Origin of the sequence: Asticcacaulis sp. (assembly GCF_035497195.1) — a bacterium.
Lineage (GTDB): Bacteria > Pseudomonadota > Alphaproteobacteria > Caulobacterales > Caulobacteraceae > Asticcacaulis.
In genome coordinates this window covers 293960-317834 of the sequence record NZ_DATJDZ010000014.1, presented here as the reverse complement: position 1 = coordinate 317834, position 23875 = coordinate 293960, and the positions used below count along the sequence as shown (strand labels likewise).

18 protein-coding genes are annotated in these 23875 nt (G+C 60.2%); 11 read left to right on the top strand and 7 right to left on the bottom strand.

Features of this window, described 5'->3' with window-relative positions:
* Positions 1–8: 8 nt before the first annotated feature.
* Together atpA and atpH are read right to left on the bottom strand one after the other, a co-directional pair.
* Positions 9–1541 (bottom strand): F0F1 ATP synthase subunit alpha, encoded by a 1533-nt coding sequence (atpA, locus tag VL130_RS05525; protein WP_325361735.1) that lies wholly within the window; start codon positions 1539–1541, stop codon positions 9–11.
* A gap of 5 nt (positions 1542–1546) precedes the next feature.
* Positions 1547–2101 carry an ATP synthase F1 subunit delta gene (gene atpH / locus VL130_RS05520; protein ID WP_325361734.1) on the bottom strand — a complete coding sequence of 185 codons (555 nt, stop codon included), beginning with the start codon at positions 2099–2101 and terminating at the stop codon, positions 1547–1549.
* Between the two features lie 307 nt (positions 2102–2408).
* Here atpH and VL130_RS05515 point away from each other — a divergent pair, with 307 nt between their 5' ends.
* A complete protein-coding gene (locus VL130_RS05515) occupies positions 2409–3152 on the top strand; it encodes a TerC family protein (RefSeq protein WP_325361733.1) in 744 nt (247 codons plus the stop codon).
* 178 nt (positions 3153–3330) lie between these two features.
* Entirely contained in the window at positions 3331–4587 is a 1257-nt protein-coding gene (locus tag VL130_RS05510) for a serine hydrolase domain-containing protein (protein ID WP_325361732.1), read from the top strand.
* A 1-nt stretch (position 4588) separates the two neighbouring features.
* Here VL130_RS05510 and VL130_RS05505 read toward each other — a convergent pair whose 3' ends face one another.
* Positions 4589–6811 carry a primosomal protein N' gene (locus tag VL130_RS05505; protein ID WP_325361731.1) on the bottom strand — a complete coding sequence of 741 codons (2223 nt, stop codon included), beginning with the start codon at positions 6809–6811 and terminating at the stop codon, positions 4589–4591.
* A gap of 93 nt (positions 6812–6904) precedes the next feature.
* Between VL130_RS05505 and VL130_RS05500 the strand changes: the two genes are divergently transcribed.
* From VL130_RS05500 to VL130_RS05485, 4 genes are all read left to right on the top strand, one after another.
* Positions 6905–7588 carry a DUF484 family protein gene (locus tag VL130_RS05500; RefSeq protein WP_325361730.1) on the top strand — a complete coding sequence of 228 codons (684 nt, stop codon included), beginning with the start codon at positions 6905–6907 and terminating at the stop codon, positions 7586–7588.
* Positions 7589–7701: 113 nt separating this feature from the next.
* On the top strand, positions 7702–9150 hold the full coding sequence (locus VL130_RS05495) for a hypothetical protein (protein ID WP_325361729.1): 1449 nt from the start codon (positions 7702–7704) through the stop codon (positions 9148–9150).
* 300 nt (positions 9151–9450) lie between these two features.
* Positions 9451–10365 carry a tyrosine recombinase XerC gene (locus VL130_RS05490; protein WP_325362375.1) on the top strand — a complete coding sequence of 305 codons (915 nt, stop codon included), beginning with the start codon at positions 9451–9453 and terminating at the stop codon, positions 10363–10365.
* A gap of 62 nt (positions 10366–10427) precedes the next feature.
* Complete coding sequence (locus VL130_RS05485; protein ID WP_325361728.1) at positions 10428–11447, top strand: LacI family DNA-binding transcriptional regulator; 1020 nt, start codon at positions 10428–10430, stop codon at positions 11445–11447.
* Here the strand turns inward: VL130_RS05485 and VL130_RS05480 are convergent.
* Entirely contained in the window at positions 11444–13075 is a 1632-nt protein-coding gene (locus tag VL130_RS05480; RefSeq protein WP_325361726.1) for a tryptophan halogenase family protein, read from the bottom strand. The two genes, VL130_RS05485 and VL130_RS05480, sit on opposite strands and share 4 nt — an antisense overlap.
* 210 nt (positions 13076–13285) lie before the next feature.
* Between VL130_RS05480 and VL130_RS05475 the strand changes: the two genes are divergently transcribed.
* From VL130_RS05475 to VL130_RS05460, 4 genes are read left to right on the top strand one after another with little or no spacing between them, the layout of a single operon-like run.
* Positions 13286–13762 (top strand): (2Fe-2S)-binding protein, encoded by a 477-nt coding sequence (locus VL130_RS05475; protein WP_325361725.1) that lies wholly within the window; start codon positions 13286–13288, stop codon positions 13760–13762.
* A gap of 1 nt (position 13763) precedes the next feature.
* Positions 13764–15911, top strand: coding sequence for a xanthine dehydrogenase family protein molybdopterin-binding subunit (locus VL130_RS05470; protein WP_325361724.1), 2148 nt, complete (start codon positions 13764–13766; stop codon positions 15909–15911).
* On the top strand, positions 15908–16795 hold the full coding sequence (locus VL130_RS05465) for an XdhC family protein (RefSeq protein ID WP_325361723.1): 888 nt from the start codon (positions 15908–15910) through the stop codon (positions 16793–16795). Before VL130_RS05470 ends, VL130_RS05465 begins: the two co-directional genes overlap by 4 nt.
* The gene (locus tag VL130_RS05460; RefSeq protein WP_325361722.1) at positions 16771–17358 is read left to right on the top strand and encodes a nucleotidyltransferase family protein; all 588 of its coding nucleotides are present in this window, start codon (positions 16771–16773) and stop codon (positions 17356–17358) included. Before VL130_RS05465 ends, VL130_RS05460 begins: the two co-directional genes overlap by 25 nt.
* Here VL130_RS05460 and VL130_RS05455 read toward each other — a convergent pair.
* Together VL130_RS05455 and VL130_RS05450 are read right to left on the bottom strand one after the other, a co-directional pair.
* Complete coding sequence (locus VL130_RS05455; protein ID WP_325361721.1) at positions 17330–18859, bottom strand: tryptophan halogenase family protein; 1530 nt, start codon at positions 18857–18859, stop codon at positions 17330–17332. The genes VL130_RS05460 and VL130_RS05455 overlap by 29 nt on opposite strands.
* Positions 18859–19569, bottom strand: a complete 711-nt coding sequence (locus VL130_RS05450; protein ID WP_325361720.1) for a SapC family protein — start codon at positions 19567–19569, stop codon at positions 18859–18861. The genes VL130_RS05455 and VL130_RS05450 overlap by 1 nt, the downstream gene beginning before the upstream one ends.
* Positions 19570–19752: 183 nt before the next feature.
* Between VL130_RS05450 and VL130_RS05445 the strand changes: the two genes are divergently transcribed.
* Positions 19753–20772 (top strand): cupin-like domain-containing protein, encoded by a 1020-nt coding sequence (locus VL130_RS05445; RefSeq protein WP_325361719.1) that lies wholly within the window; start codon positions 19753–19755, stop codon positions 20770–20772.
* Between the two features lie 53 nt (positions 20773–20825).
* Here VL130_RS05445 and VL130_RS05440 read toward each other — a convergent pair whose 3' ends face one another.
* Positions 20826–23741 (bottom strand): TonB-dependent receptor, encoded by a 2916-nt coding sequence (locus tag VL130_RS05440; protein ID WP_325361718.1) that lies wholly within the window; start codon positions 23739–23741, stop codon positions 20826–20828.
* Positions 23742–23875: the final 134 nt, after the last annotated feature.

Below are 23875 nucleotides of genomic sequence, written 5' to 3'. Positions count from 1 at the left end.
TTCCGGGCTTAGGCGAAGTTGGAAGTGAAATCGGCGACGATCGTCTTCAGCTGCTCTTCGAGTTCAGCCGACAGGGCCTTCTTGTCGCGGATCGCGGTCAGAAGGTCGGTGTGACGGGTGCGAAGCGAGGACAGCAGTTCCTTTTCGTAGCGGCCGACATCGCCGACAGCCACGGTGTCGAGATAACCACGCGTACCGGCGTAGATCACGCAGACCTGCTCTTCGACCTTCAAAGGTGAATATTGCGGCTGCTTCAGCAGTTCGGTCAGGCGGGCGCCACGCGCCAGCAGGCGCTGGGTAGCGGCGTCGAGATCGGAGCCGAACTTGGCGAAGGCGGCCATTTCACGATACTGGGCCAGGTCGCCCTTGATGGCGCCGGCGACTTGCTTCATCGCCTTGATCTGAGCCGACGAGCCGACGCGCGACACCGACAGACCGACGTTCACGGCCGGACGGATGCCCTGATAGAACAGGTCGGTTTCGAGGAAGATCTGGCCGTCGGTGATCGAAATCACGTTGGTCGGGATGTAAGCCGACACGTCGTTGGCCTGGGTTTCGATGATCGGCAGGGCGGTCATCGAGCCGGAGCCGTTGTCTTCGTTCAGCTTGGCGGCGCGTTCGAGCAGGCGGGAGTGCAGGTAGAAGACGTCGCCCGGATAGGCTTCGCGGCCCGGCGGACGGCGCAGCAGCAGGGACATCTGGCGGTAAGCCACGGCCTGCTTCGACAGATCGTCATAGATGATCAAGGAGTGCATACCGTTGTCGCGGAAATATTCACCCATGGCGCAACCGGCGAACGGCGCCAGGTATTGCAGCGGGGCCGGCTCAGAAGCCGAGGCGACGACGACGATGGTGTATTCCAGCGCGCCGTTTTCTTCGAGCGCCTTGACGATCTGGGCGACGGTCGAACGCTTCTGGCCGATGGCGACGTAAACGCAATAGAGCTTGGCGCTTTCGTCTGTGCCTTCGTTGACGGCCTTTTGATTCAGGATGGCGTCGATGGCGACGGCGGTCTTTCCGGTCTGACGGTCGCCAATGATCAGTTCGCGCTGGCCGCGGCCGACGGGGATCAGGGTGTCAATCGCCTTGATGCCGGTTTGCACAGGTTCATGCACCGACTTGCGCGGGATGATGCCGGGGGCTTTCAGGTCGGTACGGCGGCGTTCGGTCGATACGATCGGACCCTTGCCATCGATCGGCTCACCGAGCGGGTTGACGACGCGGCCGAGCAGGCCCTTGCCGACCGGCACGTCGACGATTTCGCCGAGGCGGCGGCATTCGTCGCCTTCCGAAATGTCGCGGTCTTCACCGAAGATAACAACGCCGACATTATCCTTTTCAAGGTTCATGGCCATGCCCTTGACGCCGGCCTTGGGGAACACGACCATTTCACCGGCCTGAACCTTGTCGAGGCCGTAGACGCGGGCGATACCGTCACCGACGCTGAGTACGGAACCTACGTCGGAGACGTCGGCTTCTTCACCGAAACCGGCGATTTGAGCTTTGAGAATGGCCGAGATTTCGGCTGCACGAATGTCCATGAGTGTTACGCTCTCTTAAGGGCGAATTTGAGGGAATCAAGTTTGGTCTTGAGCGAAGCGTCGAAGAGACGCGAGCCTACGCGGACCTTGAGGCCGCCCAGGAGAGCCGGATCAACACGGGTGCTGATTTCGGCGGATTGGCCAAGCGTCTTGGCCAGGGTCTTTTTGAGGTCCGCCAACTGCGCGTCCGACAGGGCGACAGCCGAGGTCACTTCCGCGCTGACAATACCCTTTTGGGCGTCGTACAGCTTGTTGAAAGCGGTGATGAAGGGGAACAGGTGATCGAGGCGGCCATTGGCGGCCAGGACGCCCAGGGTCTTTTGAGTCAGGGCATTGAGCTTGAGGCTCTTGGCAACCGCCAGCAGGCCGCTCAGCTTGACGTCCGACTTGTAGACCTGCGAGGCCACAAAGGTGCGCAGTTCGGCGCTGGAGAGCAGGAGCGCCTTCAGGTTCGCCACGTCGCCATGCACCTTGTCGAGGACTTTCGTATCCCCGGCGAGGTCAAAGGCGGCCTTGGCATAACGCTCGCCGGCTTCCGTTTCTCGGTATTGATCGTTCACGCTATATTCCTAAAGTGTGTCCAACAGAAAAATGTACGCGAAGCCAGGAAAAACAAGGCTTCGGATAATGGGCACAAGCTCACGGGCGCTGAAACATAGCGCCTCTGCTGGCTATAGCCGCGGGCCTCTTAGCATAGGGTTTTTGCCATCGCAACCAAACAGGGTGAGATTCTTGAGGCTAAGTCCACTTATGAGATCAAAGTTACGCGACCCGCCGATTTGTTGACCTTCCTGTCTTGTGATTCAGGCTAATTCTTTTATTTATAATGGATATTACCGCCACACCTCCGATGAGAGACCAAATACCATGGCCGACCTGACCGCCCTTGCGACCGATCCTGCCGCCTGGGCAGCCCTCCTGACCCTGATCGTTATGGAGGTGGTGCTTGGCATCGACAACCTGATCTTCATCTCAATCCTGACCAACAAGCTACCCGAAGCCATGCGCCCGAAAGCGCGCGCCCTGGGCCTTGGCGGCGCGCTGCTGATGCGGATCGCCCTGCTGTTCACGCTGTCGCACCTCGCCGGCATGAAGGATGTCGTCATCACCCTGTTCGATCACGGCTTCTCGTGGCGCGACATCATCCTGCTCGGCGGCGGGCTGTTCCTGGTCTACAAGGCGACCAGCGAGATCAACCACTCGACCGAGCACAAGGATGAAAACGGCGACAAAAAGCCGCAGGTCAAGATCGGCTTCGCCTCAGCCATCGCCCAGATCCTGATGCTGGATCTCGTCTTCTCCATCGATTCGATCCTGACCGCCGTCGGCATGACCGATCACCTGCCGATCATGATCATCGCCGTGCTGGTCGCCGTCTTCCTGATGTTCGTGGCGTCAGGGCCAATCTCGGCCTTCATTAACCGCCACCCCTCGATCGTCATGCTGGCGCTCGGCTTCCTGCTGATGATCGGCATGGTGCTGATCGCCGAAGGCTTCGGTGCGCACATTGAAAAAGGCTACATCTACGCCGCCATGGCCTTCGCCGGCTTTATCGAGGCCTTGCAGATGTTTTCGCGCGGACGGGCGAAGAAGACCTCTGATCACCACTAGAGCAAAAATGACGTTGGATAGAATCGTCATTTTTGCTCTGGTTTTTTGTTTGGCGCGCAATTTATCCGAAAAGTGGCGACCACTTTATCGGATTGCGCTCTGATTTACCGACGGCATGGCTTTACGAAACGACTGAAATCGGCAAACACTCTGTTCAGTGAGTTTGCGGGAATACGTAATGACCGATCCTAAGCCCCGCGCCCTGTTGATGCGCCGCGATGTCCTGACGGGCATAGGCGCAGGGTTGACCGGCGGCGCCGTGACTCTGTGGGCCGGTGCGACCTTCCTGCCAAAAGCTGCTGTTCATGCGCCGGACCTGTCTGCGGCCACCGAACCCGTTGCCCCGTCGCCGCCACCACCGCTGCGGAACTGGCCGTCGCTCGATGATCTGGCGAATCGCATGATTGAGCGCCAGATAACGCCGGGGCTGTCCCTCAGCGTCATGAAGGGCGGCATCATGCTCTATTCCGCCGGTTTCGGAAACGCCCGCTTGCTGCCGAAGCATCCGGTCGATGCGCACACCGGTTTTCGCATCGCCTCGATCAGCAAGCAGTTCACCGCCGCCGCCATTTTGTTGCTGGCGGAAGAGGGCAAGCTGTCTCTCGGCGATCCGCTGGCGCGCTTCCTGCCGGATTTTCCGCGCGCAGATGCGATGACCCTGCGCGAATTGTTAAGCCATACCTCCGGCCTCGACGACTATCTGAGCGGTCGACACGCCGACATGCTGATGACCGCGCAAAGCCATGACTATACACAGCAGGGCCTGCTGGAAGCGATCAAGACCGCCGCCCCGCTGTTCCGCTGTCCGCCGGGCATGAAATGGGTCTACAGCAATACCGGCTTCGCCCTGCTCGGCATCATTGTCGAGCGTCTGAGCGGCTTGCCGCTGGCGGCTTTTTGCCAGCGGCGTCTGTTTGCGGGGGCCGGCATGTCACGCACGGCTATCGATCCGCTGAACCTGGGCGATCCGGATATCTGTCAGGGCCATCGCGCCACTCGAAGTTTGCGCGATGGCTTCGGCCAGGTGTGGCCGGTTTCGCCCAGTTTCACCGGCGGATCAGGCGGGCTGCGCTCGACCAGCGCCGATCTCTGCCGCTGGCATTCAGCGCTGATGTCTGGGAAAATCCTCAAGCCGGAAAGCCTCGCCGCCATGCTGACACCGGTGCGCCTCAAGGACGGCGCCTTCGCTATGGATCGGGAGAATACCCGCTCACCGGGCTATGGGCTGGGGATGCGGCTGGGCTTTATTGATGCGCAGCCATACTTCACGCATAGCGGCCGTATCAATGGCTTTACCGGCCAGTTGATGACCCTGCCGCTCGAACAACTGACTGTGGCGACGTTATATAATTGCGACGGCGCCAATGACGGTGGTTTCTTCCCGTCACACGCCGCCCTGCGCGAAGAAGCCCTGCGGTTGGGGCGGTTGGCCTGATTTACAGAAAACTATAGGGGTCGATATCGACGACCAACCGGATGGCGTTGGGGCGTTTGATCGCCGCCAGCCAGTGACTGACGAAGGCCTGCAAATCACGGTTGCGGTCCGCCCGCACCAGGAAGCGCTTGCGCCATTGACCGCGGACCAGGGCCAAGGGCGCATCGGCCGGGCCGTAAACATCGACCCCCTCGGTATTGGGAATGAACAGGGCCAGTTCGCGCGAAAACTTATTCAGCAAATTCTGATCCTTGGCCGACAGGATCAGCGCCGCCAGCCGGCCGAACGGTGGGAATTTCGCCACCTCGCGTGACATCGATTCATAGGCATAAAAGGCGTCGCGGTCCTGATGCTGGAGCGCCTGCATCACCGGATGCTCCGGTGTATAGGTCTGGAGCACGGCCTTGCCGGGCTTCAGCTTGCGGCCCGCCCGGCCGGTGGCCTGCGCCAATAGCTGAAACGTCCGCTCGGCGGCGCGCAGATCACCGCCTTTCAGGCCCAGATCGGCATCGACAATGCCGACAAGCGTCAGATTGGGGAAGTTGTGTCCCTTGGCGGCGGCCTGCGTGGCGATGACGATATCGATCTCGTTATCCTCGATGCGCTTGATCAGCGAGGCGGAACTGGCTGCATCCGGCGTGGTGTCGGAGGAAAATATCTCCGCCCGTGCTTCGGGGAAACGGCTCTGCACCTCTTCCAGGATACGCTCGACCCCCGGCCCGACCGAAATCAAACTATCCTGCGCGCCGCAATGCGGGCAGGTCTTCGGCTTGCGCATCGAAAAACCGGTCAGATGGCAGACCAATCGCCCCGAAGCGCGGTGTTCGACCAGCCAGGAATCGGTATTGGGCGAGGTCATCTTCTCGCCGCACGCCTTGCACAGCACCAGCGGCGCATAGCCCCGGCGGTTGAGGAACAACAGCACCTGTTCGCGGCGGGACAGCGTGGCAATGATCTCACCGACCAGGGTATCGGACAGCCAGCGGGTTTCGCCGTTCTGGCCTTTTTCAGGCGAATGCGCCTTCATATCGATCAGCGAAATATCCGGCAGGACTGCCGTGCCGTGGCGCTGTTCCAGCCTGATCCAGGCGTAGCGGCCCTTTTCGGCATTGGTCAGGGTTTCCAGCGACGGCGTGGCCGAGGCCAGGACGACCATAGCGCCATCCAGCCGGGCGCGGAAAACCGCCAGGTCGCGGGCATGGTAACGCGCCCCCTCTTCCTGCTTGTAGGAGCCGTCATGCTCTTCATCAACCACGATCAAACCCAGCCGCTGGAACGGCAGGAACAGCGCCGAGCGCGCGCCCACAACCAGCCGCACATGGCCTTTTGCTACGCCTTCCCAGATGCGGCGGCGATTGCCATTGGAGATATTGGCGTGCCATTGCGCCACAAGGGCGCCAAAGCGCGCCTCAAGCCGGCCGAGCACAGCCTGGGTCAGCGCGATTTCCGGCAGCAGTATCAGCACCTGCGCTGTTGGATCAGTGCGCAGCAGGTCGGCGACGGATTCGAGATAGACTTCCGTCTTGCCGGAGCCGGTGACGCCATCGAGCAGAACCGGCGCGAAGGCATGCTTGTCCTGCTCCATCTGCAGCAACTGGTGCGCCGCCGATTGGGAGTCATTGAGGCGGGCCGGCGCGAAATCGGGATTGGGTTGCGGATAGACTTCTTCACGCGCCAGATCGACCTTTTGCAGGACGCCTTCCTTTTCCAGTGCCGAAACCACGCCGGTCGAGACACCCGCCGCCATGGCCAGTTCGCCAAGCCCCATCGGCACCAGGGCCGTATCGAGTACCGCTTGTCGGGCCTTGGTCATCCGGGCCGGTGGCTCGCCGGTCAGCACATAGCCCTGCTTTGGGGCGGCACGCGGAATCTTCAGCGCGCGAATACAGCCATTGAGGAAGACGCCCGGCGGGGTCAGGGTCCAGCCGGCGGCCCACAGCCAGAAGTTAAGGCTGGCTTCCGGCACGATCGGATCATCGAGCTTTGCCGCCACCGCCTTAAGGCGCGACAGGTCTTCGTCCGCTTCCGGTGTCTCGAACCCGATCACCAGGCCGCGCACCTTGGCATGACCGAGCGGCACGATGACATGTTCGCCGGCCCTCAGCGTCATGCCTGACGGCACGGCGTAATCAAGCGCCTCCGCCATCGGCGCGAGCACAACGATCTTGGCGATTAAGGTTACTTTTTCGCGGGATTCAAACAAATCGGAGGCAGCCGGACTCATGGTTTTAGCCTCTAACACGAAATCCCCTGCTTTGTCATAGCCGGAAGCGGAAACCGCTTCACAGACGCGAAAAGCCACATTATGGTGCTGGCTATGAGCACCGAAGGCAACATAACTTTTCCAGATCTCGACGGCTGGCAGGCCATGCGCCGCCACCTGATCGAACACGCCGATGACATCCGGCGCGATGCCGCCCTGCTGGAAGCGCTTGGCCTGCAAAGCAAGACGAAGCACCTGATCGATTTCGGACCGGCGGCGCTGTCGCGTCTCGAAGCCCGCGCGCTCAAGGATTTCGACGTCCGCCGTCAGTTGGAAATGACGGCCCGTGCCAATTTCGACGCCCAGAGCCAGACCCACGGCCTGGCCCTCAGCCTGATGGAATCGCGCAATCATTCTGATCTCGCCCGCCGGCTCAACGAAGAGGTGCGTCACCGCTTTGGCCTGGTCGCCGCCACCATCGCCCTGGAAGACACGGCGCCGGTGCCGCTCGGCTGGAAAACGCTCGATTACGGCGGCGTCGATTACATTATTGGCGAGACCGGCCTGAGCCTGCTCGGCCCGGAGGGGGTTTGCCGCGTGCTGTTCGATGAGGATGTCAAGCGCATCAAATCGGCCGCCGTGCTGCGCATCGCCTTGTGGCGCGAAGGCCGTCCGGGTCTTGTGGCGTTCGGCTCCAGTGATTTCGACGGTTTCTCGCCGGAGATGGGCGCAGAGCTTGTGGCCTTCGTCGCCCGCGTGATCGAGCGGGTGGCTGACCGCTGGCCGGTGCTGGCCTAAATCTTGCTTTATGCTCCCCGGCGGGACAATAACGTATCGTTCCGGTAAAAATGCGTATCCTGTGCATTATAGAACCGGATGCAAGCCATAAGCGTCTTCGGAGTGGGCGGACCTTGAAAAACATCATCCTTTTAGAAGCCAATGAGATCCCGCCGCGCCTTATAGACGATTATGTCGCGCGTCAGCCAAATTCAGCCCTGGCGAAACTCGTCGGATCGTCTCGCACCTATGTCAGCCGCTGCGAAGACGAAATCGAACTCGACCCGTGGATCAGTTGGCCCACCCTGCATCGCGGCGTGATCGACAAGGCGCACGGCATATTGCACCTTGGCCAGAGCCTGGAATGGGCCGACCGGCATTATCCGCCGGTCTGGCGGCTTTTACGGCAGGCAAATATCAGTGTCGGCGTGTTCGGCTCGCTGCATTCTTCGGCTGTGCCGGAAGACGCCGAAAACTATAGTTTCTATGTGCCTGATTATTTTGCCGCCGAGGCCTATGCGCATCCGGCGTCATTGCTGCCGTTTCAACGTTTTAATCTGGCCATGACCCGGCGTTCGGGCCGGAATGTGGATACCGGCATTCCGGCAAAGGCCGCCAGGGATTTCGCCGGCAGCGCCTTCAACAACGGCCTGTCTCTGGCCACGACCATGCAGGTGATCTCCCAGCTTGCCGGCGAACGTATTTCCAGTCACCGCAAAATTCGCCGGCGCAATCTGCAACCCGTCATCGGCCTCGACTTCTTTCAGAAACTTCTGAAGACGACGCAGCCCCAGTTTGCCACCTTCTACACAAACCATGTGGCGGCAGCCATGCACCGCTATTGGGCGGCGCATTTTGTCGACGATTACGAACCGGAAAACCCGATGAGCGAATCGTGGCGCGGCAAGTATCGTGACGAGATTTTTCAGGCCATGAACATCTTCGACCAGATGGTCGCCAGCCTGATGCGCCATGTCGAACAGATGGAAGACGGCGTTCTGGTGCTGGCCTCCAGCCTCGGGCAGGCGGCGGTCAATTCGAGCGGGGAAACGCGCGGCTTCACCACCGTTACCGATGTCGGCCGCTTCATGGATTTCATGGGCATGGAAAGGTCCGACTGGGAAGCCGGACACGCCATGGTGCCGTGCATCAGCATAAGCCTTAAGCCCGAAAAGGCCGGCGAATTCATGGAACGCATGAAAACGGTCGAGTTCATGGGCGTGCGCGGCGTTCACAACGAACGTGAGATCGCGCCCTTCTCCTATGATCTGCGCGACGGCAAATCCTTCCATCTCTATTTTTACTGGGAAGGCGAAGAACCGTCCGGGCAAATACTGCGCGGGAATGCAGGCGTCAGCCCGGAAGAGGCCGGCATTGGATTCTTCCGGCATGAAGATAATGTCGCCTGCTCGGCCCATCATATTCCCGAAGGCTTCATGGCCGTCTATGATCCCAAAACCGTCGCCGGCAAAACACCGGTGCGTGAGCATATTTCGACCCGTGCTTTTGCGCCCGCCCTTTTGCGCACCTTCGGCGTAACCCCGCCGGCCTATATGGTTGAGGATGCACGTTTGGTCTTCTGACAGCCGTGGACGAGCCTTTCCGGCTTCGGTTTTTGACGACCAAACATGTGTCAACTCGGCGTGATCCTGCTGCCAGGTAAAGAAATCCTCACGGTTTGACCTTAAAATTGTCCACATGCGTGACTATATTGACAATTCAAGGATGCTCCCCTGCGCCTATGAGGCTTCCTTCTCCGACGCGCCTTTAAGGTTTGGCGCCACCCTGAGGTCCGGCATGGAGAAAGCCCTCTCACCCCTCCTACCCCTCCGTAAGGACGGGGAGGGAAGCCGCCCCGGCGCAGGGGAGCATTTTCTTTGACGATTTCCCTTTCCGACGCCCAAATCGCCTGGATAAGCTGGCTCAAGGACCAGAAGCGCTGCTCGCCGCGCACGCTGGAGGCCTACGCCCACGCCCTGCGCTATTATCTCGATCATCTCGGCCGTTCGATATCCGGCGATCTGACGCTTGAGGATGTGGTGGCGGTCTCTTCCGGCGACATCCGAAGCTGGATGGCGTATCTGCGCGGCAAGGATAATCCGCTGTCGGCGCGCTCGCTGGCCCAGCACCTTTCCGCCATCAAATCGTTTCACAGCTTCCTCGATCTGCATTTCGACCGGCCGAATGTTCAGGTGGCGCTGATGCGCGGGCCGCGCCTGAAAACCACCCTGCCCCGCCCGCTCAATATCGACCAGATGCAGGGCCTGCTCAACGAAACTCATATGGATTCCGATAAGGACGACTGGGAAAACGCCCGTGACGAGGCCGTCTATATGCTGCTCTATGGTCTCGGTCTGCGGATTTCCGAGGCCCTGTCTCTGCGGGTGAAGGATACGCCACTCGGCGACACTTTGCGCATTATCGGCAAGGGCAACAAGATGCGCGCCCTGCCGGTACTGGCGGCGGTGCATGATACCATCGAGGCCTATCGCCGGCAGCAGCCTTTTCCCCTCCAGCCGGAAGATAAACTCTTCCGCGCCAAACGCGGCGGCGAACTGTCTGCGCGCCATGTCCAGGCCAGTATCCAGCACCTGCGCTCGCGCCTGGGCCTGTCCGATCGCGCCACGCCGCACGCCCTGCGCCACTCGTTCGCCACCCACTTGCTCGGCTCCGGCGCGGATCTGCGTTCGATCCAGGAACTGCTCGGCCATGTGTCGCTCTCCACAACGCAGAAATACACCCAGGTCGATACCGAGCGCCTGCTCAGCGCCTATGCGGCAGCACATCCTAAAGGTTAGCCCGCTTGCGTTAACGGTAACAGCGGTCTAAACTTCTGCGAAATCGGGGTTTTTACGTAATTATGTCAACCATCTACGATGTCGCCGAACTGGCGGGCGTTTCGGCAAAAACCGTTTCACGCGTGGTCAATGAAGACAAGGCCGTCAAGGCCAGCACACGCGAAAAGGTGCTGGCGGTCATGGCCCAGCTCGATTACCGCCCCAATGCCCAGGCGCGATCCCTCCGCATGGGCGGCAAGACCTCCATTGGCCTGCTGCTCGAAGACCCGACCAGCGGTTATCAGGGCCGTTTCCATCACGCCATGCTGGCCGCCTGCATGGAATCGCGCAAATATCTGGCCGTCGAACTTTACGAGCAGGGGATGCCGGACTGGCAGGCCTATCTCGACCGCTTCATCACCGACGCCGGCATCAAGGACATGCTCCTGCTGCCCACCCTTTGCGATTTCGGGCCGCTGAAAAGCTTCCTGAAAAGCAGAAATATAAATTGCGTGCTGATCTCGCCATCAACGCCCGACAGCCACTATGCCTCGGTCGCTATGGATGACCGGCTGGCGGCCCGCGATGTGGTCGAATATCTGTTCAGCCTCGGCCACACCAAAATTGCCCATATCGGCGGCCATCCGGATCACGCCGCCTCGATCCTGCGCCGCAACGGCTTTTACGAAGCCTATGACGCCGCAGGGATACCGCGTCCGCCGGCGGCCTACATGGAATCGGGATATTTCTCGTTCAAGTCGGGCTTTGAAGCCGCCGAACGCCTGCTGGCCCTGCCCGACCGTCCCACCGCCATCTTCGCCTGTAACGATGAAATGGCCGCCGCGACCAGTTCGGTAGCGCACAAGCGCGGCCTGCGCATTCCGGAAGACATCGCCATTATCGGCTTTGACGACGCGCCGATTTCCTCGGCAGTGTGGCCGGCGCTCAGCACCGTGCGCCAGCCCTATCTCGAAATGGCCCGCCGCAGCATCGAGATTTTCGACGCCGCCGGCGATACGGTCACCGCCAGTGACCGCCAGGTCCGTCACATCATTTCGCATGAACTGATCGTGCGCGAAACCACGGCGAAGCGCGAAGGTTAGGCCTTCCGCGTCAGCAGCGTCTTGCCCGGCGGCTGGCGCTCGACGAAGCCATCCTTATAGACCGCATCCACCAGGCTGCGGTGCGGCATCAGGTCCTTCGAAGCCTGTTCACCGAACGAGACGATGCGGGCAAAAAGCTGATCAGCGAGTTTGGTCGATTGCAGGGAGCCGCGCGCCGCCTCGTAGTCCGTTTCGAAATTCATGCCGTAGAGAATATACTGGTAGCTGAAAAAGGCGAAGCTCTCGTGATCCAGCACGAAATCGAAGCGCGACGGCGGGCGATATTTCCACAGATCAAGCAGGTCGCGCAGATGCTCAGGGATCGTCTCCGGCCTGCGGTTATCGACCCAGAACGGTTCCTGGCGCTTGCCCAGGCAATAGTGCAGCTTGATGAAGCCGATGATGGTATCGTAACGCCGGGTCATCAGATCGTTGAAAATAGGCGCCGACAAATCGGCCGGGCCGCTGTACGGAAAGAATTCGACGATCTTGTTGACGGCGGATTCGATCAGCACCATGCCGGTCGATTCCAGCGGCTCCAGGAAGCCGGCCGACAGGCCCACGGCGACGCAATTTTTCACCCACTGCTGTTGACGGTAACCGGCGGTGAAGCTGATACGGCGTGGGGTAATTTCGGCATCACTGATCCGGCCGATATATTCGCGCAAGACCTCTTCGGCACGTTCGTCCGTGGTGTAATCCGATGAATAGACATAGCCGATGCCGCGCCGGTCGCTGAGCGAGATGTCCCATGTCCAGCCGGCTTCATGGGCGCTGGCAATCGTATAGCTTTCCAGCTTGCTGTCAGGCTGGGCGTAAGGCACCTGGGCCGTCATCGCCCGGTCGGCGAACAGAACGTCCCGGATCGGCTTGAACGTCGAGTTCATCGCCTTGCCGATCAGTTCGGCGCGAAAACCCGTGCAATCGACATAGAGATCCGCCGTCAGGTCGCCATGCTCAGCCGTGGCGATATGATCGATGGCGCCATCCGCATCGAGCACCGTTTCCGTCAGGTTGCCCGACAGATGGCGGACACCCAGGCCCTTGGCGAATTTCGCCAGGACGCCGGCGAAACGGTGGGCGTCGAAATGATAGGCGTAGTTCAGCGGCCCCTGGAAATTACCCTGGTGGAGGCCCTTCGGCGACAAACCGGCATCGGCGATTTTTTTCTGGAAAGTGACCGCTTGGGCGAAAGGCGGGCGGCTGTCCTTGTCCTGCATCAGCCAGTAGGGCAACAGGTTCAGTTCTTCACGCGACCAGTAGGGCGCCTCGAACGGATGGAAATAATGGCTGTGTTTCAGTTCGCCGTTTTCATCGCGCACCGGCGTCACTTCCCAGTCATCGAAGCGGATGCCCTGCTTGAATGTGGCGTGGCTGCCGCGCATGAACTCGGCCTCGTCGATACCGAGCGAACGCAGGATATTGCGGATGGTCGGGAAGGTGCCTTCGCCGACGCCGATAATGCCGATTTCAGGCGATTCCAGCAGCGTAATCTTTGGGCCGCCATTATCAAAAGTGCCCAGATGCTTGGCCAGATAAGCCGCCGTCATCCAGCCCGCCGCGCCGCCGCCGACAATCAGGACTTCGCGGGCTGTTCCGCTTTGGGAAGGCTTGTCAGTGTGGTTCATCTCGACTGTTTTCGCTATTTTGTTATTGGGCGCCATCGCGCCAGCTTTGTTTGTAGGATCTGGGTTTATATGATCTGGTTTTATATATCTTTTCAAGGTCTATCCCTGCGGGAGACCGCTTCGTGACCGGAAGTGACCCATCCGCATCAATCCGCTTGCGCGATTTGCGCCCAAGGGCTTACTCTCAGCGCGACAAACGGGAGAAACCGCATGATCACCCTGACCATCAATGGAAAACCGCACGAGGTCGATGCGCCGGAGGACATGCCGCTGCTGTGGGCCTTGCGCGATGAACTCGACCTCAAGGGCACGAAGTTCGGCTGCGGCGTGGCGCAATGCGGCGCCTGTACGGTGCACATTGATGGCGAAGCGACCCGCGCCTGCGTGACGGCGATCGGCTCGCTCGACGGCGCGAAGATCACCACCATCGAAGGCATAGGCGACACCCGCGAAGGCCAGGCGCTGCAAACCGCGTGGCTGGAGCTGGACGTCATGCAGTGCGGCTACTGCCAGGCCGGCCAGATCATGACCGCCGCCGCCCTGCTGGCCAAAACGCCGAAACCGGATGACGCCGCGATCGATGAAGCGATGGAGGGCAATCTCTGCCGCTGCGCCACCTACAAACGCATCCGCGCCGCCATAAAATCCGCTTCCGGTCAACCCGTTGATGACCTGAGGAGCGCCTGAGATGGATACGACACGCAGACTTTTCCTCCAGGCGGGCGCCGGTATCGGCGGCGGCCTTCTGCTGGGTTTCGGCTTTGCCAGAGCCGAAGGTACGCAGGCACTGACCGACTATGTCAGCATCACGCCGGACGGCCTGATCACGATCATGGCCAAAAATCCGGAAATCGGCCAGGGCGCGAAAACCATGCTTCCCATCCTGATCGCCGAGGAACTGGACGCCGACTGGCCGCAGGTCCGCATTGAAACCGCACCTTCGGATGAAGCGCGCTACGGCGCGCAATTCGCCGGCGGCAGCATGACCACGACGATGAACTGGGAGCCGATGCGCCAGGTCGGCGCGGCCGCGCGCTGGCTGCTGATCGAGGCGGCGGCGCAGAAACTGTCCGCGCCGCATGACGCCTTCACCACCGCCAAAGGCCAGGTGATCCACACCAGCGGGAAGACCTTCACCTATGGCGAACTGGCGGCCGAGGCGGCGAAACTGACGCCACCGGCAGCGGAAAGCCTCAAGCTGAAAGACCCGAAGGATTTCAAGCTGATCGGCCAGTCGCAAAACGGTTATGACAGTCCGAAAATCGTAAAAGGCGAGCCGATCTTCGGCATCGACATGACCCTGCCGGGGATGCTCTACGCCGTTTACGTTAAATCGCCGGTCTATGGCGCGCGGCTGCAATCGTGCGATCTGACGGCGGCGAAAGCCATGCCGGGGGTGACAGATGTCTTCATCCTGAAAGGCACGGACTGGCACGGCCTGCAGGACGGCATCGCCATTCTCGCCAAAAGCTGGTGGTACGCGCAAAACGCCCGCACGGCGCTGGAACCGGTATGGGACGACGCCGTGGGTGCGTCACACGACAGCGCCGTCTATCTCGAACAGGCGAAGGCGCTGGTCAAAAGCGCGGGCGAGATCAGGCAACAGAGTGGCGATACCGATGCGGCGTTGAAAAGTGCCGCGAAAACCATCGACGCCTTTTACCAAGTCCCGTTCCTGGCGCACGTGCCGATGGAGCCGCAGAACTGCACGGCCCGCGTCACCGACTCAGGCGTCGAAATCTGGGCGCCGACCCAGGTGCCGAACAGCGGCAAGGAACTGGTCGGCAAGACGCTTGGCGTGGCGCCGGAAACCGTCACCGTCCATATGCGGCGGGCGGGCGGCGGCTTCGGGCGGCGGCTGGAAAACGACTATATGGCCGAGGTCGCCGCCATCGCCCGGAAGGCCGGCAAACCGGTAAAACTGGTGTGGTCGCGCGAGGACGATATCGCCCACGACTTCTTCCGCCCCGGCTGCTATCATGCCTTACGCGCTGGTGTCGATGCGGCGGGCAAGCTGACCGCCTATGCCTGTCATAGCGTCACTTTCAGCCGCGACGGCAAGGTGGCCCAGGGCGCCGGTATCGACGGCAACGCCTTTGCCCCGCTGGTGACGCCCAATTTCCGTCTGGAACAATCGCTGATCGAGACCACTATCCCGACCGGCTATCTGCGTGCGCCAGCCTCCAATGCGCTGGCCTTTGTGCATGAAAGCTTCTGGGACGAAATCGCCCATGCGGCGGGCCAGGACCCGGTGGCTTTCCGGCTGGCGCAACTCGACGCCCACCTGAATGACAAGGCCAATTACAATCCGGCGCGGATGCGGACCGTGCTGCAAACCGTCGCCGAGCGCTCGAACTGGGGCAAGGCCAGGCTGCCGAAAGGCGAAGGCATGGGGGTGGCGACCTATTTCAGCCATCGCGGTTATTTCGCCGAGGTGGCGCATGTCCGCGTGGCGGATGATGGCCAGTGGCGTGTTTTGCAGGTCTGGGCGGTCGGCGATGTCGGCGCGCATATCATCAACCCGACCGGGGCCTTAAATCAGGTCGAAGGGTCGGTCATGGATGGCATCGGCTCGATGGAGGCCGAAGTCACCTTTGAAAAGGGCCGCGCCGTCCAGAGCAATTTCCACGACATCCCGATGATGCGGATGCCGAAAGCGCCGAAGATCGACGTCCATTTCGTGCAGAGCGATTTCCCGCCGACCGGCCTTGGCGAACCCGCCTTGCCGCCGGTTATCCCGGCAGTGGCCAATGCGATTTACACCGCCTGTGGTGTGCGCCTGCGCAAGCTGCCGATCCTGCCGGAAACCCTGGCGGCCAAACCGGTGGCCGCTTGATCCTGCCACCGCCCGTCTACCGCGATTTCGTGCTGCCGGCGCTGATGGACTGGCGCAAGGCCGGCCGCAAGACCGCCCTGCTCACCCTGATCAGCACGACCGGCCAGTCGCCTCGCCCGGTCGGCAGCCAGCTCGCCGTCTGCGACACTGGTGAGGCCTGCGGACTGATCACCGGCGGCTGCGCCGAGGGTGCACTGGCGCTCGATGCGCTGGAGGCCATGCGCCTGGGCGAAAACCGCACCGAACTTTATGGCGAAGGCTCCCGCTTCAAGGACATCACCCTGCCGTGCGGATCGGGCCTGAAGGTCTTTTTCGACGTCCGGATCAGCGATGCCGAAATCGGAAGGATCATCGCCAGCCGGGAAGCCCGCCAACCGGCATCACTGGTCATTTCCGCGCCGGGCGAACCCATTTATACACGGCGTTATCTACCGGCCTGCCGGCTGATTGTGGTCGGGCAAGGACCGATCGCGGAGGCGCTGGCGCAACTGGCGTCGGCGCTGGAAATCGAGCTCGATATCTGGTCGCCGGATGAGGGCCTGGCTTTGAGACTGAATGGCCATCACCTCACATCACCGGATGATTTTGACATTACGCTCGACCGCTACTGCGCCGTGGCGACGGTTTTCCACGACCATACCTATGAGCCGCCGGTTCTGCTGAAGGCGTTGAACAGCGATTGCTTCTTCATCGGCGCGCTGGGCAGCCGCAAGGCTCATGCTCAACGCCTTGAAGCCTTGAAAGACGCCGGCATGGCAGCGGACGCGCTCAAGCGTATTCACGGTCCGATCGGACTCGATATCTCGGCCGGATCACCACCGGAAATCGCCCTGTCGATCATGGCGCAGGTGGTCGAACAATGGCGTCGAAAGGTAGCGACATGAAGCGCGTTTCGGCGGTGGTGCTGGCAGCGGGCACTTCGCGGCGCTTCGGCGACGACGACAAGCTATATGCGGAATTTGACGGCAAACCCGTGCTTCGCCATGTGCTCGATGGCCTTGCCGCCCTCGAGCTTGGCCAAGTTCTGGTGGTTTCGCGCGCCCCTCTGGAAGGCGTGGCGCATATCGTCAATCCACGTCCTGAAGACGGCATGGGGCGTTCGCTGGCTTTGGGAATCGCGGTGCTGAAACCCTGCGAAGGCGTCTTTATCGTGCTGGCCGACATGCCGCTGGTGGTCCCTGATCTTTACCGTAAAATGGCCGTCGCCCTGCCCGGCCATGATATCGTCGTGCCCGTTCACAACGGACAAAACGGCCATCCGGTCCTGTTTGCTTCCACCTGTTTTGATGACCTGCGCCGGCTTTCCGGCGACCACGGCGCCCGTGATCTCGTTCGATCCGGGCGCTACAGGGTGCGCCACGTCGAGGCCGGCGCTTTTATCCTCGCCGATATCGACACCCCGAAAGACCTGGCGCGACTTAGACCTTCTGGAACCCGAACTGACTGATTTTTTTCAGCAATTCGCGTGTATCGGGCAACTGGCCGGTGACCGCCTGGCGCGCCCGCGCCACATCACGGAAATGCCCCTGCGCCGCTGGCCAGTCCGGCGTCACCGGGAAAGGCCCCGGATCGGTCCGGCCGTCCATGCCGAAATAGACATATTGAAAACTGGCCGTCGGGAAGAGTTCGTCGCGGCGATCCAAATCGTCATGCCACGGAAAATGGCTCTGCCATAGGGTCAATAAATCCTTCAGGCTTTCAGGAATTGTTTGCGGATCGCGGTTGGCGGCCCAAAAGGGTTCATTGCGCGTACTCAGCACATAATGCAGCTTGAGGAAATCGACGATCCGTTCCCAGCGGTAGCGGATGGTTTCATTGAATCGCCTGGCCACAACGGCCATAGCGCTGCGATTGACCGGCAATTGATCGGCGATCATCTGCGCCGACAGTTCGGCCATGACGATGGAGGAGGCCTCCAGCGGCTCGACAAAACCCGACGCCAGACCGACCGCTGCGCAGTTTTTCACCCATGTCATTTCCCGGTAACCGGAATTAATCGGTATCTTGCGGACATCATCGCGGGTCAGCGCCTCGCCTTGCAGGCCGAGATAGGTTTTCAGATCTGCCAGGCCCTCGTCATCGCTCGTGAAACGGCTGGAATAGACATGGCCGAGGCCGCGGCGGGTCGTCAAACCGACATCCCAGATCCAGCCGGCGCGTTGGGCGATCGATTTGGTCACTGAGGCGATAGGCGCGTTTTCGTCAGCATAGGGCACCTGCACCGCCAGCGCCGTATCGATGAACAGCCGGTCGGCAACGCTGTTGAACGGCACGCCGTAATGCTTGCCGATCAGCAATGACAGGAAGCCGGTGCAATCGATGAACAGGTCGCCCGGCACCGGCTCGCGGCCGGCCGCCTGAAGCTGCGTGATATAGCCGTCGGCGTCCGTTTCCACCTGGGTCACGTCGGCCAAAATGTGAGAAACATCAAGCTTTTCAATACAATGATCGCACAGAAAGCCGGCAAATTTACCGGCGTCGAGATGATAGGCGTAGTTGGTGACCGCCTGATATTCCGGCGTGGTGATCTGTTTCGGCGCCAGGTTTTGCGCGCAGACGGCCGGTTGATAACAGACAGCATCGGCGAAGCTCAAACCTTGCGGCTCGGCCTGCCAGTAGGGCGCCAGATTGATGGCGTCATAGGCCTTCGGCAGCATGAAGGGGTGGTAATAGGTATCATTCCCAGTCGTCCAGTCGATGAATTTCGACCCTTGTTTGAAGGTGCCGTCGCAGGCGCGCAGGAAGTCCGTTTCCGACACGCCGATGCGCTTCAACGTGGTGCGGATAGTCGGCCACGTGCCTTCGCCGACCCCGATGATTTTCACATTCGGCGATTCGATCAGCGTGACCTTCACATGGCCTTTATGGCGCGCGGCGATCAGGCCTGCCGTCAGCCATCCGGCCGTGCCTCCGCCCACGACGACAACGGAGCATGTTATTTTCTCCATCATTTCAACCCACTGATCCGGCGGTTTTTACGCGCCACCAGCCCCGCCACATGGCTCAAGGAGGCCAGTTGAAAATAGGCCAGTTGCAGGAAGCCAAGGTCGCGCAATTCGATCAGTTTGTCGCCCGGCAAGGCCTGCAATTTATCGGCATTTATGGTGTAAAGCCCCTCCAGTTTCACCTCGGAATGATCGACAAACTGGACATCCAGACGCACGGATTCGATCAGTTCAAACTCGGCAAGCTTGGCGCCATAAGCATAGGCGGCGCCCGTGCCTTCCGCCAGTTCCTTCAGCGCGGAGGTCACCTTTTGCAGGTAGCCCGTGGCCCGCCCGCCTTCGGCGAAAAGCGCCTCTCCGCTGTCTTTCGACACCCGCGGACTGTCGATATCAATGGTGACGGCATGGCCTTCGCCCACCGGCGCAATCAGGAACGGCTGACGCTGAACATGCAGCGGCACATAGGCAGCGTCCCAGCGCTCATCGACCAGATACAGATTCTCTGTACCGCTGAAACCGAGCAGAGCACCCGGTTCGAAGCGACCATTTTCGGCGTTCTTGCGAAAGAAAATCGGGTAGTGCGCCACCAGCCTCTGATATTCGCGCAGGATGATGCCGACCATGCCGATATTGTCGCCAAAGCGCGACGACGGATGGGTGGCGACGCGCAAATCGCCATGGGTTTCGTGGTTCAAAACGACCTGATTGACCATTGATCCTGCCTGTTACTTTTATAGCGGAAACATCCGCGTTTATATTCAAAATCTATACCATGTACACCGCGCCAAAACAGGAAAAAATGGCAATTCAGGCGTCTTTTTCGCGGCCCCGATTGCGGTTGTATCATTTTGATTTCTCTATATATATTTATATGAAATGCATGAGGAAAACGGCGCGTGACATCGATCAGCAAATCGACGAAAATCTGGAAAAATGTCGATCGGGATATCTTTCTCGAGACCATCAAACCGCGCGCGCGGCCGGCCATTTTGAAGGGCCTGATTAGCCACTGGCCGGCGGTGGCGAAAGGCCGCGACTCCGCCGCCGCTTTAGCAGAATATATCCGTGGATTTTACAACGGCGTGCCCGCGCCTTTGTTTGAAGGCGCACCCGAAATCAACGGCCGCTTCGCCTATAAGGCCGACTTGAGCGGATTCAATTTCGAGTCGAAACGCGCCCCGCTGAATGAACTACTCGACTGGCTGATCGCCCATCTCGACGCCCCCAATCCGTCGGCGAAATATGCGGGATCATTGTCACTGGCCACCTATATCCCGGACTTTGCCAAGGAGAATTCCGCGCTTGGCCTGATCCCGGCCCCTTCGGTTATCCAGTCGATCTGGATCGGCAATCGCACCTGCATAGCGCCGCATTACGACAATCCGGAAAATCTCGCCTGTGTGGTGGCTGGCCGGCGGCGCTTCACGCTGTTTCCGATCGAGCAGATGAAAAACCTTTATATCGGCCCGCCCGACATGACGCCGGCGGGTCAGATTGTCAGCCTAGTCGATACACGCGCGCCCGATCTGGAAAAATTTCCGCTCTATGCCGAAGCGGCGGCGGCCGGTGAAATCGCCGAACTCGAACCGGGTGACGCGCTCTATATTCCGTCATTGTGGTGGCACGGCGTTGAATCGCTGTCGCCTTTCGGCGCGCTGGTCAATTACTGGTGGCGTGATGTGCCGGACTATTTCGCGCCGCCGATGCACACCTTGCTGCACGCCCTGCTCAGTCTAAAAGACCTGCCGCCGCAGCAAAGAGCCGCCTGGAAATCGGTGTTCGACCATCTGATTTTCGAGATGAACGGCGATCCGCTGGCCCATTTGCCGGAAAAGGCCCGCGGCGCCTATGGCGGCCTGACCCCTGAAATCGCCGACTATGTGCGGACCTATCTGGCCAGAAGCCTGACACGATAAAAAAGAGGCCGCCCTTCCGGACGGCCTCTTCGCTTTTGGCTTAAGTTTCGGATCTAGAACTTGTAGCGGACGCCGAGCTGATAGCGGGCCGCGCCCTGATACGCATTCAGGAACTGCTCGCTGTAACGGCCATGCAGGCGCTGCGACGAACCGGTCACATTGATGCCGTCGAAGAAGACATTGATGTGCGGGTTGATGTCGTAGCTGGCGCTGATATCGAGTTGGTCATAGGCCTCGACATACTGCGGCTCGTTGGACGACTGGCCCTGGCTGGTGGCGAGCAGGAATTCACCGCGATGGGTGAAGGCCGCACGCGCCTGGAAGCCATACTTTTCATAGAAACCAACCAGGTTGTAGGACTTCGACAGGCCGGGCAGGGCGAACTGCGAACCGATCTTTTCGTTGTCGAACTGGGCGCCGCCGGTCGGGATCGACAGGTTGGCCTGTAAGCCGAAGCCGGTATCCGCGAAGATGTGCTGGACGGCGAATTCCCAGCCGTGGATTTCCGTGCTGTTGGCGTTGGACGGCGAGGTGATATCCCAGGTGATCAAAGGATCGCCGGGCTGACCGGTGAAAGTCAGCTGGCCGGTATCCGCCTGCATCTGGGCGAAGATATTCGCCGCCGTAGTCGGCTGATTGGCCGCAATCAATTCCGCCGTCGCCGTTTGCGCCAGGGCGCCCGCCATCGGATCGGTCAGGCCGGCAAGCGGGCCTTTCACGGTCGTTTGCGTCAGGAAGTTATCGACCTGCTTGGCGAAGTAGTTGATCGAAACATAGGAGTCGCGGGTGTAATAATATTCCGCCGACAGGTCGATATTATTCGACTCGTAAGGCAGAAGACCCGGATTACCGGCGGTGGCGGTGCGGGCGCCGGGTTTCGGCGTACCGGAAACCGAGGTCGTACCGACCATCGACGTCAGGTCCGAACGGGTGATCGTCTTCGAGTATGACGCCCGCATCAGCAGCTTGTCGGTAACTTGCAGGCTGGTGTCGAGGCTTGGCAGGAACTCGTTGTACGACTTCTCGATGTTGGAGAAGGCCGGATCAGCAGCATAACGCGTGAAGAATTCGGTCGGGTTGACCCATTCCACCGAAACCGGCTTCTGCTCCAGCGAATTCGCTGTCACATTGGTCTGCTCGTAACGCAGGCCGGCCAGGGCACGGAAACGCATGCCATTGAAATCCGTGTCGAAATCAGCGACGAAATAGAGCGCCTTGGTGTCTTCCTTGATGATGTGATCGCTGGTCGGATTGGTCGGGAAGGCGAAGGTATGCGGATATTTCGACTGCACGTCCGCGACGCCCTGAGCCAGGTCGTAGGTATAGATATACGGGATAGCGATATCACAGCCGCCGCCGGAGAAATCTTCCAGCAGGGTGCAGGTATCCACCTTGGTGAAGGTCGAGGCCTTCATCAGGCCGAGATCGGCCGGATTGTAATAGCCATAGGCGAAGTTGCCGGAGTTATAGGACTGGGCGTGGGTTTCAAACACCTTGTAGTCCGCACCGATCTTGATGCTTTTCAGGCCGCTGTCGCTCGAATTGCGCCAGGTGGCGTCCAGACGAGCTTCATCGATCTTGTTTTCAAAGGTGTTGTTGTTGGCCTGGCCAAACAACGGCAGGATGGTGTCCGTGCCGATATTGTCGACCGTGGTCGGGGCCTGATAGGTCCAGAGGGTGGTCGGGATATCCGTATCGGTGACGGTGAAGATCTTGTCGATGGCGATGCCGGGATTTTGCCCGACAATCATGAACATGTTGTTGCCGTTAGCGCCGTCGCCGCCGGAATCGGCCACCGAATGGTGCGCGTCAAAATTGACGGTCAGGGTGTCCGTGGCGTCCCATTTCAGGTTCAGGCCGGTCGACTTCAGTTCATTCTTGATATGGTCATCAAACACCGAATAGGACAGATCGGAACCGGTGTCGTTGATGTTCACAGCCGTGCCGTGCTCATTGATCGTCGCCGAATGCAGGTCCCCGCCGTAACCGAACCAGGCGCCGGAGGTGTGCGAAACAAAGTGATCCTTGTAGAGGGCATAGGTGTAGTCCACCGTCGCGGTCAGGCTGTCGGTTGGGCGGAACTGCAATACGGCCTGGCCATTGAGGCGGGTGCGCTCATGGTCATCGAAGCCCCAGGCTTCCGATTGCGGCGCCCAGGTATTGCCGTAGGGGTTCTCGTTGTTGTCAACCACGACGCCTTGGCTGAAATCCTGATTTTGCAGCCAGCCGCCGATGCTGGCCTGCTCCAGGCGGCTGTTGCGTTCGGAATAGGAACCGTTGACCAGGAAACCGACCTTGCCGTCGGCGAAGGTGTTGGAGAACAGACCGGAGATTTCCGGCGTGACGTCGCTGCCTTCGACCGAAGAGGTATCATTGATCGCCTTGGCGGAAATCTGCGCTGTCAGGCCCTTATAGTTGAAGGGACGGGCCGTGGTGACGTCGATCGTCGAACCGATGCCGCCGGACGGCACATCAGCGCGGCCCGTCTTGAAGACGGCCATGCCGGCGATGCCATCTGCCGAGAGATTGGCGAAGTCGAACGAGCGCGTGGCGCTCATGCCGCCGCCGACCGAGGCCGGCATCGAGCGGCCATTGAGCGTGACCAGGTTATATTCCGGGCCGAAGCCGCGCACCGTAACGCGCGAGCCTTCGTTGTTGGAACGATCGATGGTGACGCCGGGGATGCGCTGAATGGCTTCGGCGAGGTTGGTGTCGGGGAACTTGCCGATATCTTCCGCCGTAATGGCGTCGACCATGCCCTGCGTGTTTTTCTTGATATCCTGCGAAGACCGCAAGGACCGGCGGATACCGACAACGATGATTTCAGCGTCGGCTGGTGGCGCCGCAACAGCGGGGCCATCCTCGGTCTGAGCATAGGCAGCGGTTGACAGCGCTGTCATACTTACGCCCGTCATCAGCGCAGCGCCGATCGCGCCTTTCAGCAGTCTCTTCCCAATTGTTTTAGCCATGTGTTTTCGTCCCTAATCTTATGTGAGTTTTTTACAAACTTTTACGCGTGTTCCTGGGGTATCGCTTTTGCCGCCCAATGCCGGCGTGCGGCATAGGCGGTCGATAAATCAGCGATGAGCCGATATTGTTTCTC

Coding starts and splice junctions, on each gene's coding strand:
- atpA (WP_325361735.1), bottom strand. CDS start 1,541: ATGGACATTCGTGCAGCCGAAATCTCGGCCATTCTCAAAGCTCAAATC.
- VL130_RS05515 (WP_325361733.1), top strand. CDS start 2,409: ATGGCCGACCTGACCGCCCTTGCGACCGATCCTGCCGCCTGGGCAGCC.
- VL130_RS05510 (WP_325361732.1), top strand. CDS start 3,331: ATGACCGATCCTAAGCCCCGCGCCCTGTTGATGCGCCGCGATGTCCTG.
- VL130_RS05505 (WP_325361731.1), bottom strand. CDS start 6,811: ATGAGTCCGGCTGCCTCCGATTTGTTTGAATCCCGCGAAAAAGTAACC.
- VL130_RS05500 (WP_325361730.1), top strand. CDS start 6,905: ATGAGCACCGAAGGCAACATAACTTTTCCAGATCTCGACGGCTGGCAG.
- VL130_RS05485 (WP_325361728.1), top strand. CDS start 10,428: ATGTCAACCATCTACGATGTCGCCGAACTGGCGGGCGTTTCGGCAAAA.
- VL130_RS05480 (WP_325361726.1), bottom strand. CDS start 13,075: ATGAACCACACTGACAAGCCTTCCCAAAGCGGAACAGCCCGCGAAGTC.
- VL130_RS05475 (WP_325361725.1), top strand. CDS start 13,286: ATGATCACCCTGACCATCAATGGAAAACCGCACGAGGTCGATGCGCCG.
- VL130_RS05470 (WP_325361724.1), top strand. CDS start 13,764: ATGGATACGACACGCAGACTTTTCCTCCAGGCGGGCGCCGGTATCGGC.
- VL130_RS05460 (WP_325361722.1), top strand. CDS start 16,771: ATGGCGTCGAAAGGTAGCGACATGAAGCGCGTTTCGGCGGTGGTGCTG.
- VL130_RS05455 (WP_325361721.1), bottom strand. CDS start 18,859: ATGGAGAAAATAACATGCTCCGTTGTCGTCGTGGGCGGAGGCACGGCC.
- VL130_RS05450 (WP_325361720.1), bottom strand. CDS start 19,569: ATGGTCAATCAGGTCGTTTTGAACCACGAAACCCATGGCGATTTGCGC.
- VL130_RS05440 (WP_325361718.1), bottom strand. CDS start 23,741: ATGGCTAAAACAATTGGGAAGAGACTGCTGAAAGGCGCGATCGGCGCT.